This window comes from Xanthomonas sp. BRIP62415, from assembly GCF_003993515.1.
Lineage (GTDB): Bacteria > Pseudomonadota > Gammaproteobacteria > Xanthomonadales > Xanthomonadaceae > Xanthomonas > Xanthomonas euroxanthea.
In genome coordinates, this window is sequence record NZ_QEZH01000034.1 from 20648 (window position 1) to 35793 (window position 15146).

Below are 15146 nucleotides of genomic sequence, written 5' to 3' on the forward strand. Positions count from 1 at the left end.
TCGAACGCCGCAGCAGGAGCCCCTACCTCCCGGGCGCGGCCAGAACAGACGTGATCCCATCTTCCACGAGATGGCAACACGCACGCCATGATTGCGGAGGTGGACGACGATGACGGCAATTTGCCGGCCAATTGCAGGCCGTTGGAGTGCGCACGCAGGTGCCGCAGCCACCGCGTCGTCGCTGCCTGCCATCCTCCGCGCAGCGCCGTGTAGCGCTGCACCCTCCCCCGACGTTGGCGGCCCTTCGGTCGCCGATGGCCGTTTTCCGCTCTATCGCGAGTAACACGATGACCTCAGACACCACCGCCAGCCTGTTCGCCCTGCCACTGATCGCCATCCTGCGTGGCATCACGCCGGAAGAAACGCTCGACCATGTCGGTGCACTGATCGACGCCGGTTTCGACGCGATCGAGATCCCGCTCAATTCGCCGCGCTGGGCCGAGAGCATCGCGCTCGCGCAGCAGACCTACGGCGAGCGCGCCTGGATCGGCGCCGGCACCGTGCTGCGCAACGACGATGTCGACACCCTGGCCGAGATTGGTGCGCGCTTCATCGTTACCCCGAACACGCGCCCGTCGCTGATCCGCCATGCGGTGTCGCGCGGGCTCACCGTGGTGGCCGGTTTCGCCACCGCCAGCGAGGCGTTCGACGCCATCGATGCCGGCGCAACGATCCTGAAGCTGTTCCCGGCGGCGACCTATGGCGCGGCGCACGTGCGCGCGCTGCGCTCGGTGCTGCCCACCCACATTCCGGTCTACGTGGTCGGCGGCGTCAGCCCGCAGACCCTGGCCGGCTTCCTTGCCCAGGGCGCCGCCGGCGCCGGCATCGGTGGCGAACTGTACAAACCCGCGCAATCGCTCGAAACGACCCAGACGCATGCACGCGCCTTCGTGCAGGCCTACCAGGAACTGCAAGGATGAAGATCACCCGCCTCACCACCTACCATGCCGCACCGCGCTGGCTGTTCCTCAAGGTCGAGACCGACGAGGGCATCACCGGCTGGGGAGAGCCGGTCATCGAAGGCCGCGCGCGCTCGGTGGAAGCTGCCGTGCACGAACTGGCCGGCTATGTGATCGGCAAGGATCCGGCGCGCATCAACGACCTGTGGCAGACCATGTACCGCGCCGGTTTCTACCGCGGCGGCGCCATCCTGATGAGCGCCATCGCCGGCATCGACCAGGCCTTGTGGGACATCAAGGGCAAGGCGTTGGGCGTGCCGGTGTACGAGTTGCTGGGCGGGCTGGTGCGCGATCGCATGAAGACCTATCGTTGGGTCGGCGGCGACCGCCCGGGCGCGATCATCCAGCAGATCACCGATTACCGCGCGCTGGGCTTTGACACCTTCAAGTTCAACGGCACCGAGGAAATGAAGCTGATCGACAGCGCGCGCGCGGTCGATGCGGCGGTGGTCAAGGTGGCCGAGATCCGCGAGGCCTTCGGCAACACCATCGACTTCGGTATCGACTTCCACGGCCGCGTCGGCGCGCCGATGGCCAAGGCGCTGCTGCGCGAGCTGGAACCGTTCAAGCCGCTGTTCGTCGAAGAACCGGTGCTGGCCGAGCAGGCCGAGTACTACCCGCGCCTGGCCGCAAGCACCTCGATTCCGCTGGCCGCCGGCGAGCGCATGTTCTCGCGCTTCGAATTCAAGAACGTGCTGTGTGCCGGCGGGATCGGCATGGTGCAGCCGGACCTGTCGCATGCCGGCGGCATCACCGAGTGCGTCAAGATCGCCGCGATGGCCGAGGCCTACGATGTCGGCTTCGCGCCGCACTGCCCGCTCGGCCCGATCGCGCTGGCCGCCTGCCTGCACGTGGACTTCGTGTCGCACAACGCGGTGCTGCAGGAACAGAGCATTGGCATCCACTACAATGAAGGTGCCGACCTGCTCGACTACGTCATCAATAAAGACGATTTTCAGTGTGTCGATGGCAGTATCGCCGCCCTGCCCAAGCCCGGGCTCGGTGTGGAGATCGACGAAGACATGCTCAAGCGCGCAAACGAAAACCCGCCGGACTGGCGAAACCCGGTCTGGCGTCACAGCGATGGCAGCATCGCCGAATGGTGAGCACGCCCGAACACACCGCCTTGCTGGCGGTCGACAGCCGCTGCACGCATGGCGAAGGCGTGCTGTGGTGCGAGCAGCGTGAAGCGCTGTACTGGGTGGACATCAGCGAGAAGCGCCTGTGGCGGCATCATCCGCACAGCGCCCACACCCGGTACTGGACGTTGCCGGACCGCCCCGGCTGCCTGGGATTGATGGACGACGGCCGCGTGCTGATCGCGCTGGCCAAGTCGATCTGCATCGCCGACCCGGACAATGCCGACGGCGACAGCCTGCCGCTCCAGCACCTGGCCGATATCGAAGCCGACAACCCGCATACGCGCAGCAACGATGGCCGCGCCGACCGCAACGGCAACCTCGTGTTCGGCACCATGGACGAGCACGACCACAAGGCCGCACGCGGTGCGATGTACCAGTTCTCGCTGCGCCACGGCCTGCGTGCGTTGCCGCTGCCGGGCGTGTCGATCCCCAACTCGATCTGCTTCAGCCCCGACGGCCGCACGCTGTACTACTGCGACTCGCTGCGCCCGCAGATCCTGTGCTGCGATTACGATGCCGACACCGCGCAGACCAGCAACGTGCGCGTATTCACCACGCTGGACCGCGACGATGCCGAGCCGGACGGCTCCATCATCGACAGCCAGGGCCATCTGTGGAATGCGCAGTGGCGCGCCTGGCGCGTGGTGCGCTACCGCCCCGACGGCAGCATCGAGCGCATCGTGCAACTGCCGGTCAAGCACCCCACCTGCAGCGCCTTCGGCGGCGCCGCGCTGGACCGTCTGCACGTGATCAGCTCGCGCCTGGACCACAGCGACGAGGAACTGGCCCGCACCCCGGAAGCCGGCGGCCTGTACGTCTGCGACGTGGCGATCAACGGCCTGCCCGAGAGTCGGGTGGCCTGCGCATGATCGCCATCGACTGGGGCACCAGCAGCCTGCGCGGCTATCTGCTCGCTGCCGACGGCCAGGTGCTGGAGCAGCGCCGCGGCAGCGACGGCATCCTGGCCTGCCAGGGCCGCTTCGGCGAGGTGCTGAGCACGCTGATCGAGGGCTGGGACGGCCCGCTGCTGCTGTCGGGCATGATCGGCAGCCGCAATGGCTGGGTCGAACAGGCCTATCTGCCCTGCCCGGCCGATACCGCCGCGCTGGCGCAGGCGATGCGCAGCTACGACGACCTGCTGCCCGGACGCACGCTGTGGTTCGTGCCCGGCGTGAGCACCGGCCAGCAGCACGGCGTACCCGATGTCATGCGGGGCGAGGAAACCCAGCTGGTCGGCCTGCTCGCCGCGCTCGGCGACGGCACGCACGTCGCCTGCCTGCCCGGAACCCATAGCAAATGGGCACAGCTCGACCACGGCCAGCTGACCGGTTTTGCCACCGTCATGACCGGCGAGCTGTATGCGGTGCTGCGCCAGCACAGCATCCTGGGCAAGCTGATGCAGGACGATCCTGCGGACCTGGACACCGACGCATTCGCGCAAGGCGTCGATCGCAGCGCCGAGCCTGGCGGGCTCAGCCACCACCTGTTCGGCGCGCGCACGCTGGGCCTGTTCGACCGCCTCACCGCCGCCGCGCTGCCGTCCTATCTGTCGGGCCTGCTGATCGGCCACGAGCTGCGCGAGCAACGCGGCGATCACGCCACCGTGCACCTGGTCGGCAGCCCCGGCCTGGCACAACGCTATGCGCTGGCGCTGGCGCATCTGGGCGTGCAGACACAGCGGCATCCGGAAGATCTGGCCGCCACGGGATTGTTCGCGCTGGCCAGGCAGCGCGGGTTGGCCTGAGCGCAAACGCCCAGCACGCAACCGGCCGGCCACGGCCGGGGCGGACAAATCCCCGCCAACCCCACACCGGCCACCGGACTGCTTTAGAATTGACAGGCTAAACGCCGGATTCCGCCATGCCTTTTGTTGTCACCGAAAACTGCATCAAGTGCAAATACACCGACTGTGTCGAGGTCTGTCCGGTGGATTGCTTCCATGTCGGCCCGAACTTCCTGGTCATCGACCCGGATGAGTGCATCGACTGCACGCTGTGCGAGCCGGAATGCCCGGCCAACGCGATCTACCCGGAAGACGACGTCCCGGCAGGCCAGGAAGGCTTCGTCGCGCTCAACGCCGAGCTGGCCAAGGCCTGGCCGGTGCTGACCGTGCGCCAGGAGCCGCTGCCCGATGCCGCCGAATGGGACGGCAAGCCGAACAAGCTGCCGCTGCTGCAGCGCTGACACAGCGTCTGGCCGCAGCGCAGCGACGACACCGCATCAAAAACGCAAAACGGGCGCCGAAGCGCCCGTTTTGCTGTCTGCGATGGCTGCAGCGGCCTCAGCCGCCCAGCTTGCCCTTCAACGCGGTGATCACCGCCACCGGCGCTGCCGCGGTGGCCGGCATGCCGCGCGGATCCACTGCCGACACGTAGCTGCCGGCGTCGACCTTCACCACGCGCACCAGGAAGCTGGACCCTTCGTAGCTCACGTCATAGGAACCGAGCATCTGCGCCTTGCTGGCGATGGTCAGGCCGGGAATGTCGGCCAGTGCCGCACCCACCTTGGCGAACACCTCGTCGCGCTCGCCCGGCACGGTGAAGCCGCTGTTGGCGCTGGCGGACGGCGGCGCCGAGGTGTTCTGCTGCGCGGTCGAAGCCAGCGTCGGCACCTTCATCGCGCCGGAGGTATCGGGCAGGTTCAGATCCGGCGGCACTTCCAGCGGACGGGCTTCCGGGGCCAGCGCGTAGTCACCGCGTGCGCCCTTGTGGAACCAGCTGCAACCGCTCGTGGCGGCGACGGTGGCGGTCGCCAGCAACGCGAGCGAGAGCACGCGGACGGGGGAAACGGAATGACGCATCGATAGATCTCCTGGGTCAGGCCGCGAGCATTTCGCGGCTGGAAAGCGCTTCCAACGCAACAGCGTCGGCGGCAAGGCGGTCGGCGGCAGGCTGGTGCGCCGCAGAAAGGGGCAGTAACGGCAAACGCAGGCCGTGCCCGATCCCGGCGCGCTGCAGCAGCGCCTTGACCGGGATGGGATTGGATTCGATGCCGCAGAAACTGTGGTACTCGCTCAGGCGTGCGTCCCACGTGGTGGCCGCCTCGCGCTGGCCGTCGCGGGCCAGGTCGCACAGGCGCCGATAGGCCGACGGCAAGGCGTTGGACGCCACCGAAACCAACCCGTCGGCACCGGACAGCATCGCCTGTGCGGCGCTGCCGTCATCACCGCTGAGCACCACGAAGGACTCGCTGCGCAGCGCCACCAGCGCGGCCACGCGCTCCGGCTCGCTGCGCGCTTCCTTGATGCCGACGATGTTCGGATGCCCGACCAGCGCGGCAACCGTCTCCGGCAACAGGTCGCATCCGGTGCGGCCAGGCACGTTGTACAGCACCACCGGCAAGCCGCCGTTGTCGGCAACCGCCAGGAAATGCGCCTGCAGGCCGGCCTGGGTCGGACGCACGTACGGCGGCGTCACCACCAGCGCGTACTGCGCACCCAGCGCAGCGGCGCGGCGCGTCTGCGCGATGGTCTTGGCGGTGCCCGACAGGCCGGTGCCGGCCAGCACCGGCACGCGGCCGGCCACCTGCGCAACGGCGGCACGCAACAAGGTGTCGTACTCCTCGTCGCTCAATGCGGCGGCCTCGCCGGTGGAACCGGCGACGACGATTCCCTGCACGCCGCCGTGCAGTTGCTGTTCCAGCAACCGCCGCCAAGCATCCAGGTCGAGTGCGCCGTCCGGACCGAAAGGGGTCGCCAGCGCGGTGATGATGCCGGAAAGGGACAAGATTCTGCTGCTCTTACGTGACAGGAAAGGCCCGCGCGCACGCGGGTTGTGGCCGCCTGCATGTTACTTGCGGCGCGAAACCACGGGCAAGTATGCTGGTCACCGCCAGGGCGCCTGCCCGGGCGGCCATTCAGCCTGATGCAATGCCGGAAGCCCCTTTGACCGACTCGACTCCCCGGCCCTCGCCGACCGAAAACCACCTCCTGATCAACGCCTACACGACGCATCCGGAGTCTCCCCTGTTGCCCGTCACCCGCCGCATCGCCGATAGCGGCTGCAATCTCGTGGACGCCCGCCTGGCCACGGTGGGGCGCGATGTCTCGGTCACCGCCCTGGCCACCGGCTCCTGGGACTCGGTCGCCAAGCTGGAGGCCATGCTGACCCGCCTCGAGCGCGAAGAGGGCCTGAAGCTGGTGTGGTACCGCACCGGCCCCAAGCAGACCCAGTCCAACCTGCTGCCCTACATCGTCGAAGTCATCGCCGCCGACAAGCCGGGCATCCTGTTCCAGCTGGCCGATTTCTTCGACCGCCAGGGCATCACCATCGAGAACCTGCAGAGCACGCGCTACCGCGCCATGCAGACCGGCGCGGAGATGTTCTCTGCGCAGGTGACGATCGGCGTGCCGGCCAACATGCACATCGCCGCACTGCGCGATGATTTCCTGGAATTCTGTGATCACCTCAATCTCGACGCGATCATGGACCCGATGAAGTTCTGAGGCAGACGTCCCGATGGCCATTGCCCTTTCCGCACTGAAACAGATGTTCGAGCACATCCGCTCCGAGACCGACTGGAATCTCGACGGGCCGTTGCGCTGGGAATATTTCTTCGCCGACCCGGCGCAGCAACCGCTGCAACAGCTCGCCGCGCAACTGACCCAGGACGGCTATCGCGTCATCGACATCTTCCTCGGCGAACGCGACGAAGACGATGGCGACGACGAGGAGTCCTACTTCCTGCATGTGGACAAGCTGGAACAGCACACCATCGAGTCGCTGAATCAGCGCAATGCGCAGTTCGACGCGCTTGCCAAACGTTTCCACGTGGCTGCTTATGATGGGATGGACGTCGGCCCGGCATGACCGCGCCGCACGCCCCTCCACTTTGGGCTGAGCAACGATGACCGACGCTGTACTTGACCTCCCCGCCGCAAGCCTGGACCTGCCACTGTCGCTGTCCGGTGGCATTCAGACCACCTTGCGCGGCTACGCCGGCAAATGGCTGGTGCTGTACTTCTACCCGAAGGACAGCACGCCCGGCTGCACCACCGAAGGCTTGGATTTCAACGCGCTGCTGCCGCAGTTCACGCAGGCCGGCGCGGTCGTGCTGGGCGTGTCGCGCGACTCGGTGAAGTCGCACGACAATTTCTGCGCCAAGCAGGGCTTTGCCTTCCCGCTGGTCAGCGATGGCGACCAGGCCCTGTGCCGCGCCTTCGACGTGATCAAGGAAAAGAACATGTACGGCAAGCAGGTGCTCGGTATCGAGCGCAGCACCTTCCTGCTGTCGCCCGAAGGGGTGGTGGTGCAGGCCTGGCGCAAGGTCAAGGTGGCTGGCCACGCCGACGCCGTGCTGGCCGCGTTGAAGGCGCACGCCAGACAGTGACGCCCCCTGGTTTCCCGTGTCCTCCATCACCCTGCCCCGCAGGCGTGATGGCTCGCCCCTGTTCCATCACTTGGAAGACCCAATGACCCGAGGCAAGCGCATCTACGTGCTGGACACCAACGTGCTGATGCACGATCCCACCGCGCTGTTCAAATTCGAGGAACACGATGTGTTCCTGCCGATGCAGGTGATCGAGGAACTGGACAACGCCAAGAAGGGCACGTCCGAAGTCAGCCGGAATGCGCGCCAGGTCAGCCGCTTTTTGGACGAATTGCTGGAGAACACCAACGCCGAGCAGATCCAGGCCGGCATCCTGCTCAGCCATCCGCAGGGCATCCAGCTCAAGGGCCAGGCCGCCATCGGCCGGCTGTATTTCCAGATCCATCCGATCGACCCGGGCCGCACCTTCGGCGCGATGATTCCGGACAACAAGATCCTGGCATCGGTGCTGGCGCTGTGCGAGGAGAACCCGGATGTACCGGTCATCCTGGTGTCTAAGGACATCAACCTGCGCATCAAGGCCTACATCAGCGGCCTGAATGCCGAGGACTACCAGAACGATCGCGCGCTGGACGATTTCAGCCTGCTGTTCACCGGCGCCATCGAGCTGCCGGAAAACTTCTGGGAAAAGCACAACCAGGACCTGCGCAGCTGGAACGAGCGTGGCCGCACCCATTACGAGATCGTGCTGGCCGACGACGAGGACTGGTATCCGAACCAGTACCTGTATCTGCCGGGCGAGGACGAAGTGGAACTGCGCGTGGCCAAGGTCGGCGGCGGCAAGGCCACGCTGTGCCTGGTCGACGATTTCCGCAGCGGCCAGCACGCGGTGTGGGGCATCGTGGCGCGCAACCGCGAGCAGAACTTCGCGCTCAATGCCTTGATGGACCCGGAGATCGATTTCGTCACCCTGCTCGGCACCGCCGGTACCGGCAAGACCTTGCTCGCCCTGGCCGCCGGCCTGGCGCAGACGATGGATCAGCAGCGTTACCGCGAAATCATCATGACCCGCGCCACCGTCAGCGTCGGCGAAGACATCGGCTTTCTGCCCGGCACCGAAGAGGAAAAGATGACCCCGTGGATGGGCGCACTGACCGACAACCTGGAAGTGCTCACCCACAACCAGGAAGGCGGCTCGTGGGGCCGCGCGGCCACCAACGACCTGCTCGCCAGCCGCATCAAGATCCGCTCGATGAACTTCATGCGCGGGCGCACCTTCCTGTCGCGCTACCTGATTCTGGACGAAGCGCAGAACCTCACGCCCAAGCAGATGAAGACGCTGATCACCCGTGCCGGCCCCGGCACCAAGATCGTGTGCCTGGGCAATGTCGAACAGATCGATACGCCCTACCTCACCGAGACCACCTCGGGCCTGACCTATGCGGTGGACCGCTTCAAGGCCTGGCCGCACAGCGCGCATATCACGCTGCGTCGTGGCGAGCGGTCGCGCCTGGCCGACTTCGCCTCGGAGGTGCTGTGATGCACCTGCTGCGCAGCGCGGCGGCGTTCACCGTCCTGGCACTGGCCGGCTGCGCGACCACGCCGCCTCCGGCCAGCGTGCCCACCAACCTCAAGAGCGGGCAATCCTGGGTCATCACCCGCCAGAGCGTCGCCGAGCAGGTGCTGGACACCTGCTCGCGCGACAGCCCGGCGCGTCATCCTGGCCAGATCACCGGCTACTGGACACCGAGCCAGCAGCAGATCGAGCAGCTCGAATCCAGGCAGGATGCCTTGACCCCGACCATCCCCGAGCCACGTGATTTCGACCGCCAGTATGTCGGCGTGGTGATCCAGGGCCAGCAGCTGATCTACATCAACGCCTTCAGGCTGCCGAACGATCCGCCAGTGAAACCGGCCAGGGACGCGATCCGGGTGTGCGATGGCGGCAGTGCATTCTGGGGCGCGTTGTACGACCCGCAAACCGGCGCGTTTTCGCAGATCGCCATCAACGGCACGCCCTGACCGGCGATGGGCCTGTTGCTGCCGCGCTGGGTCTGGATCGGCGCGGTCGCGTTGTCGGGTGTGGCCGGCATGGTCAACGTGGTCGGCTACCTGGGTTCCGAACACCAGGTGGTCAGCCACCTCACCGGCACCACCAGCCTGCTCGGCGTGGCCCTGGTGCAGGACAGCGCACCGGAGATCGGCTTCCTGTGGGGCATCCTGATCGCCTTCTGCGCAGGCGCCATGCTCAGCGGCCTGATCATCCAGGACGATGTCTTGCGGCTCGGACAGCGCTACGGCGCGGCGCTGCTGCTCGAAGCGCTGCTGTTGCTGGCCGCGATTCCGCTGTTCAAGCTGCATCACGTCGGCGGCGCGCTGGTCGCCGCAGGTGCCTGCGGGCTGCAGAACGCCATGGCCACCACCCTCAGTGGCGCCGCAGTCCGCACCACGCACCTGAGCGGCATGTTCACCGACCTGGGCATCGGCCTGGGGCACCTGCTGCGCGGGCGCCCGCTGCAGGTGCGCCGGCTCACGCTGAGCGGGCTGATCATCAGCGGCTTTCTCGCCGGCAGCATGCTTGGCACCTGGCTGTTCCAGCGCTGGCACTACGACGCGCTCTACCTGCCAGCCGGACTCACCGGATTGACCGGTGCCGGCTACATTGCCTACCTGCAATGGCGTCGCTGGCGTACGCGATGATCCGCACTTCCGCCAGGCGGCAGTGCAGAATCCCCTCATGACCACGTCCAGCACGCTGTCCGCCCTGACCATCGCCGGTTCCGATTCCGGCGGTGGCGCCGGCATCCAGGCCGACCTCAAGACCTTTGCCGCGCACCGCGTGCACTGCTTGTCGGCGATCGCCGCATTGACCGCGCAGAACACCCGCGCCGTCACTGCCGTGCATGTCCCGCCGATCGCGTTCCTGCAGGCGCAAATCGATGCCTGCTTTGCGGACTTCGAAATTCAGGCAGTCAAGCTCGGCATGCTCGCCAATGCCGAGGTCATCCATTGCGTGGCCGATCTGCTTGAAAGACATCGCCCGCCCTTCGTAGTGCTCGACCCGGTGATGGTGTCCACCAGCGGCGCCCGCCTGCTCGAAGACGCCGCGCTGGAGGCGCTGCGCACGCGCCTGCTGCCGCTGGCCACGCTGATCACACCGAATACGCCCGAAGCCGAACTGCTGACCGGCCGCCGCATCGACGATGCCGATGCCGCCGAGCATGCCACCGCCGCCCTGCTCGACCTCGGCGCCAACGCGGTGCTGCTCAAGGGCGGTCACCTGCACGAGGGCACGCGCGTGATCGACCGCTTCGATGACGGCGTCACCCAGGACGTGTTCATGCATCCGCGCCTGCAGGTCGATGCGCACGGCACCGGCTGCAGCCTGTCGGCGGCCATTGCCGCGCAGGTGTGCCAGGGCCTGTCCCTGCTCAATGCCTGCGAAGCGGCCATCGACTACGTCGCGCGCGCCATCCGCCTCGGCCACAGCCCCGGTCACGGCGAGGTGCTGGTCCTGGACCATTTCGGTGCCGCGCCCAGCCCATGAGCGTGCACGCCAGCACGCTCACCGTCACCGCCGTGGATGGACATGCCTGGCAGGTGCTGCGTCACGCCCCGGCGCGGCCGATCGCCAGCCTGCTGTGGCTGCCGGCACTCGGGGTCGCCGCGCGACAATACCAGCCGTTCGCGCATGCACTGGCCGGCACCGGCATTGCGGTGTACCTGCACGAATGGCGCGGCAATGGCAGCAGCACCCTGCGCCCCTCGCGCCAGCACGACTGGGGCTATCGCACGCTGCTTGCCGACGATATTCCCGCCAGCCGGGCGCTGCCCGACCTGCATGACCCGCAGCTGCCGTGCGTGCTCGGCGGTCACAGCCTCGGCGGCCAACTGGCATGCTGCCATGCCGCGTTGCGGCCTGCACGGATTGCGCAGCTGTGGCTGGTCGCCAGCGGCTCGCCGTACTGGCGCAATTTCCCGGTGCCGATGCGCTACGGCCTGCCGCTGATCTTCCGACTGTTGCCATGGCTGGCACGTACCCAGGGCGTGCTGCATGACGAACGCTCGGTTTCGGCGGAACCGAGGCGCGCAGCCTGATCGCCGATTGGGCGCAGGTCGGTCGCAGCAATCGTTATCGTGCGGCCGGCACGTCATGGAATCTCGAACAGGCGCTGGGCCAACTGCGCATGCCGATCAGCGCAGTGACCTTCGCACGCGACCGCTTCGGCCCGCCCGGCGCCTTGCAGGCCTTGCTGCAGAAAATGCCGCAGGCACCTGCCGAGCGCATCGCCCTGGACGATGCGCAACTGGGCACGCGTAGCGATCATTTTGCGTGGATGAAGACGCCTGTTGCCGTTGCCGCTGCGCTGCGGCGGCAGCTTGGCGATGCGGGCAGCGACGATCGACTTTCACAAAGGGATTGACGAGCACTCCAGGCATCCGCATAATTCCGCTCCTGACGACGCGCCCGTAGCTCAGTTGGATAGAGTACCTGGCTACGAACCAGGCGGTCGGGAGTTCGAATCTCTCCGGGCGCACCATCTTCAGAACAACGAGAGACAGCCTTCAAACGCTGTCTTTTTAGTTAAAAGGTCTTATCGCACTGCGATGGATCTGCAAGTCGAAACGCAAGTCAAAACAAGATAATGCGCCCGTAGCTCAGTTGGATAGAGTACCTGGCTACGAACCAGGCGGTCGGGAGTTCGAATCTCTCCGGGCGCACCAATCTTGAAGAAAACGACCAGCTTGCTGGTCTTTTTTTTGCCTGCCGTTCGAGGACGAATCGTGGCTGCGCCGTTACGACGCAGCCAACACCAAGCAAGACGCGCGACAGGCCGGCATGCGCGCTGCAAGTCACTGCATCATGGCGATCAGGCCATCGCATCCAGCGCATCGGCCCCGGCCACCACCACGACCGGCAGCAGCGAGGTCACCGGATGCCCGGCGTCGCGCCAGGCATCCAGCCCACCCAACAACGGCCGCACGTCGCGATATCCGCGCTCGCGCATCCGAGCGGCCAGCCACGCCGCCGACACCTCGTCCGGACACGCGCAATAGATCACCACGCTGCGATCGCGCGGCACGCTGGCAAGGATCTGCGCCAGCTGACGCTCGTCGGCAAACACCGCGCCGGGAATCGTGTACGGCTGCAGATCGCGATGGCCCGGCGCACGGATATCCAGCACCGTCGGCCGCAGCGCTTCGTCGCCATCGAGCAGCGGCACCAGCTCCTCCACGGCGATCCGCGCATGCTCCAGCGAACGCAGCAGGGCATGCCGGCGCCACCAGCGCCAGCCGACGTAGCAGGCCAGCGACACGGCCACGACGACGATCGCACCGGACCCCAGGTCGGACAGCAACGCCAGCACGTCCTGCACCTGCTGCGCGAACAGCGCGCCCAGGCCCAGGCCGACCAATGCCCACAGCGACGCGCCCAGGGCGTCGTAGCGCAGGAACGCCGCCGGGCGCACCCGCATCGCACCGGCCATCGGCACCGAGACCATCGATAGACCGGGCACGAACTTGGCCACCGCCAACACCCGCACACCCCAGCGCGAGAAGAACCGCTCGGTCTTTTTCATGCAGGTATCGCGCGACAGCGACAGCCGGCACAGCGACTGCAAGGTGCGATTGCCGAAACGGCGGCCGGCCAGATACCAGGCCAGGTCGCCGAGCAGGCTTGCCAGCACCGACACCGCCAAGGCCGTCAGTCCGGCCAGCCAGGCATCCTCCCCGCCCTGCAGCGCGTAGCCGGCCCCGACCAGCACCAGGGTCGGCAGCGCCGGCACCGGCAGGCCCAGCGACAACGCCAGCACGTTGGCAAAGACCAGCGCCAATCCGTACTGTTCGATCAAGCCCTGCATGCGGCGCCCCTGCGCGACGGCGAGGGCCCATTATCGGCCCTTCTTCACGCGCGCGACTGCCCGGCGGCGACGGAACGATACGTTTCGGCAAGCGACTGCAACCAGCCATCGAACAGCCCATCGCTGCGCAATGCGCGCCGCCACCAGCCCAGCGCCTCGCCCTCTTCGCCCGGACGCCAGGCCAGGTAGAACGTTTCGTCGGGTTTGCGGGTTTCCACCTGCAGCTCGCACAGCAGGCCATCCTGCAGCGCGCCGCGCGCATATGGCTCGGGCAGAAAGCCGTAGCCAGCGCCGGCCAGCTGCAGCTGCAGCTTGGTCTGCATGTCCGGCACGGTGAGCACATCGCGCGCGGACAGCAGGCCGACCGTGCGTGGCAGCAGACGCCGTGCCGAATCGGCCACTGCGATCGCACGATGTTCGGCCAGTTCGGCCGCGCCCAGCGTGCCGGCGCCGGCCAGCGGATGTGTGGAGGCCACCGCGAACACAAAGCCCAGCGTCCCGATCGCCTCGGCGACGTAGCCACCACCGCTCGGGCCCTCGCCCGCCGCGACGATCAGGTCCACGCGCCGATCCAGCAGCGCCTCCCAACTGCCGGACAAGGATTCGCTCACCACGCGCAGGCGCGTACTGTCGGCCACCGTGTAGAAGTTCAGGATCTGCGCCTGCAGCAGGGCGACCGGCAGGATCGCGTCCAGCCCGATCGCAAAGTCCGACTCCCAGCCCGACGCCACCCGTCGCACCCGCACCTCCAGCTCCTGCGCGGCGCGCAGCAGCTGCCGCCCTTCGCGCAGCAGCTCACGCCCCGCCTGCGTGGGCGTGGCCTTCGGTCCAACCCGCTCGAACAACTGCACGCCCAGATCGTCCTCCAGCTTGGAGACCGTGTAGGAAATCGTCGACGGCACCTTGAACATCACCTTGGCCGCCGCGGTGAATGAACCGCGGCGGTCGATCGCGTCCAGGATCTGCAGCGCTTCCAGGCTGATGTTCATTGTTCGATTTTTTCGATGGTAGTTGCCAAATCTACTCGCTTTTCGTTGCCGATGCGCGGGCCCAGACTACGCATCAAGCCGCTGGGACACCGATTTCCCCTTCTCGGCGACACTCGAACCTTTCAAGGAGAAGCAGCATGTTGACTGTCCGCAAGAGCGAAACCCGTGGCCGCGCCGAACATGGCTGGCTGTCCTCGCGCCATACGTTCTCCTTCGCCAGCTACCACGACCCGCGCCACATGGGCATCGGCCCGCTACGGGTGATCAACGAGGACAAGGTGACCCCGGGCGAAGGCTTCGGCACCCATGCCCACCGCGACATGGAGATCATCTCCTACGTGCTGGGTGGCGCGCTGGAGCACAAGGACAGCATGGGCACCGGCTCGGTGCTGCACTACGGCGACGTGCAGCGCATGAGCGCCGGCAGCGGCGTCTCCCACAGCGAGTTCAACCACTCGGCCAGCGAGCCGGTGCACTTCCTGCAGATCTGGGTGATGCCCGAACGCAACGGCATCGAGCCCAGCTACGAGGAGAAGCATTTCGATGCCGACAGCAAGCGCAACCAGCTGCGCCTGATCGCCTCGCCCGGTGGCGAGCACGGCTCGCTGCGCCTGCACCAGGATGCACGCCTGTATGCCTCCATCCTCGATGGCCAGGTGCGCCTGCAACAGCCACTGGCCGATGGCCGCATCGGCTACGTGCAGGTGGCGCGCGGCAGCCTGAGCGTCAATGGCCAGGCACTGTCGGCCGGCGACGCGCTGCAGATCACCGGCGAGCCGGAGATCGTGCTGGCCGATGCACGCGATGCGGAAGTGCTGGTGTTCGACCTGCCGCAGTAAACGGCGCCAGCCCGGCATGCAGCGTGCTGCAGACAATGCGGCACGCTGCGCGCTGGAGACTCGCCGACAGCACAAAGCCCGCTTC

General features: G+C 67.0%; 17 protein-coding genes, 2 tRNA genes and 1 pseudogene. 16 read left to right on the top strand and 4 right to left on the bottom strand.

Features of this window, described 5'->3' with window-relative positions:
- Positions 1-287: 287 nt before the first annotated feature.
- From EO141_RS18480 to fdxA, 5 genes are all read left to right on the top strand, one after another.
- Positions 288-920: a 2-dehydro-3-deoxy-6-phosphogalactonate aldolase gene (locus EO141_RS18480; RefSeq protein WP_104582917.1), complete on the top strand. Its 633-nt coding sequence runs from the start codon at positions 288-290 to the stop codon at positions 918-920.
- Positions 917-2065 carry a galactonate dehydratase gene (dgoD, locus tag EO141_RS18485; protein ID WP_104582916.1) on the top strand — a complete coding sequence of 383 codons (1149 nt, stop codon included), beginning with the start codon at positions 917-919 and terminating at the stop codon, positions 2063-2065. Before EO141_RS18480 ends, dgoD begins: the two co-directional genes overlap by 4 nt.
- The gene (locus EO141_RS18490) at positions 2059-2970 is read left to right on the top strand and encodes an SMP-30/gluconolactonase/LRE family protein (protein ID WP_127169920.1); all 912 of its coding nucleotides are present in this window, start codon (positions 2059-2061) and stop codon (positions 2968-2970) included. Before dgoD ends, EO141_RS18490 begins: the two co-directional genes overlap by 7 nt.
- A complete protein-coding gene (locus EO141_RS18495; protein ID WP_127169921.1) occupies positions 2967-3845 on the top strand; it encodes a 2-dehydro-3-deoxygalactonokinase in 879 nt (292 codons plus the stop codon). Before EO141_RS18490 ends, EO141_RS18495 begins: the two co-directional genes overlap by 4 nt.
- Before the next feature lie 116 nt (positions 3846-3961).
- Positions 3962-4285: a ferredoxin FdxA gene (gene fdxA, locus EO141_RS18500; protein ID WP_006453280.1), complete on the top strand. Its 324-nt coding sequence runs from the start codon at positions 3962-3964 to the stop codon at positions 4283-4285.
- Between the two features lie 97 nt (positions 4286-4382).
- On the opposite strand, the gene EO141_RS18505 is transcribed toward fdxA, so the two are convergent.
- Positions 4383-4901, bottom strand: coding sequence for a hypothetical protein (locus EO141_RS18505; protein WP_104582913.1), 519 nt, complete (start codon positions 4899-4901; stop codon positions 4383-4385).
- Positions 4902-4917: 16 nt separating this feature from the next.
- Positions 4918-5826 (bottom strand): 4-hydroxy-tetrahydrodipicolinate synthase, encoded by a 909-nt coding sequence (gene dapA / locus EO141_RS18510; protein ID WP_104648540.1) that lies wholly within the window; start codon positions 5824-5826, stop codon positions 4918-4920.
- A gap of 92 nt (positions 5827-5918) precedes the next feature.
- Here dapA and EO141_RS18515 point away from each other — a divergent pair, with 92 nt between their 5' ends.
- The 10 genes and pseudogenes from EO141_RS18515 to EO141_RS18560 all read left to right on the top strand — a co-directional run bounded on the left by EO141_RS18515 (position 5919) and on the right by EO141_RS18560 (position 12094).
- The gene (locus tag EO141_RS18515; RefSeq protein ID WP_002813792.1) at positions 5919-6545 is read left to right on the top strand and encodes a glycine cleavage system protein R; all 627 of its coding nucleotides are present in this window, start codon (positions 5919-5921) and stop codon (positions 6543-6545) included.
- Positions 6546-6558: 13 nt separating this feature from the next.
- The gene (locus EO141_RS18520) at positions 6559-6909 is read left to right on the top strand and encodes a ribonuclease E inhibitor RraB (protein ID WP_104582911.1); all 351 of its coding nucleotides are present in this window, start codon (positions 6559-6561) and stop codon (positions 6907-6909) included.
- Positions 6910-6946: 37 nt separating this feature from the next.
- A complete protein-coding gene (locus EO141_RS18525) occupies positions 6947-7429 on the top strand; it encodes a peroxiredoxin (RefSeq protein WP_104582910.1) in 483 nt (160 codons plus the stop codon).
- A gap of 82 nt (positions 7430-7511) precedes the next feature.
- A complete protein-coding gene (locus EO141_RS18530; protein WP_104582909.1) occupies positions 7512-8909 on the top strand; it encodes a PhoH family protein in 1398 nt (465 codons plus the stop codon).
- Complete coding sequence (locus EO141_RS18535) at positions 8909-9391, top strand: hypothetical protein (protein WP_126971707.1); 483 nt, start codon at positions 8909-8911, stop codon at positions 9389-9391. The genes EO141_RS18530 and EO141_RS18535 overlap by 1 nt, the downstream gene beginning before the upstream one ends.
- Before the next feature lie 6 nt (positions 9392-9397).
- Positions 9398-10069 (top strand): YoaK family protein, encoded by a 672-nt coding sequence (locus tag EO141_RS18540; protein ID WP_127169922.1) that lies wholly within the window; start codon positions 9398-9400, stop codon positions 10067-10069.
- Positions 10070-10106: 37 nt separating this feature from the next.
- Positions 10107-10916, top strand: coding sequence for a bifunctional hydroxymethylpyrimidine kinase/phosphomethylpyrimidine kinase (gene thiD, locus EO141_RS18545; protein WP_164739309.1), 810 nt, complete (start codon positions 10107-10109; stop codon positions 10914-10916).
- Positions 10913-11793 (top strand): annotated as a pseudogene (locus EO141_RS18550) (alpha/beta fold hydrolase). The gene thiD and the pseudogene EO141_RS18550 overlap by 4 nt, the downstream one beginning before the upstream one ends.
- 40 nt (positions 11794-11833) lie before the next feature.
- Positions 11834-11910, top strand: a tRNA-Arg gene (locus EO141_RS18555).
- Positions 11911-12017: 107 nt separating this feature from the next.
- Positions 12018-12094: transfer RNA gene (locus EO141_RS18560), tRNA-Arg, on the top strand.
- 146 nt (positions 12095-12240) lie between these two features.
- Here the strand turns inward: EO141_RS18560 and EO141_RS18565 are convergent.
- Together EO141_RS18565 and EO141_RS18570 are read right to left on the bottom strand one after the other, a co-directional pair.
- Positions 12241-13233, bottom strand: a complete 993-nt coding sequence (locus EO141_RS18565; RefSeq protein ID WP_104648534.1) for a DedA family protein/thiosulfate sulfurtransferase GlpE — start codon at positions 13231-13233, stop codon at positions 12241-12243.
- 44 nt (positions 13234-13277) lie between these two features.
- Complete coding sequence (locus EO141_RS18570; protein WP_104582903.1) at positions 13278-14222, bottom strand: LysR substrate-binding domain-containing protein; 945 nt, start codon at positions 14220-14222, stop codon at positions 13278-13280.
- 137 nt (positions 14223-14359) lie between these two features.
- On the opposite strand from EO141_RS18570, the gene EO141_RS18575 reads away from it, so the two are divergent.
- A complete protein-coding gene (locus EO141_RS18575) occupies positions 14360-15061 on the top strand; it encodes a pirin family protein (protein WP_127169924.1) in 702 nt (233 codons plus the stop codon).
- The last annotated feature ends 85 nt before the right edge of the window (positions 15062-15146 follow it).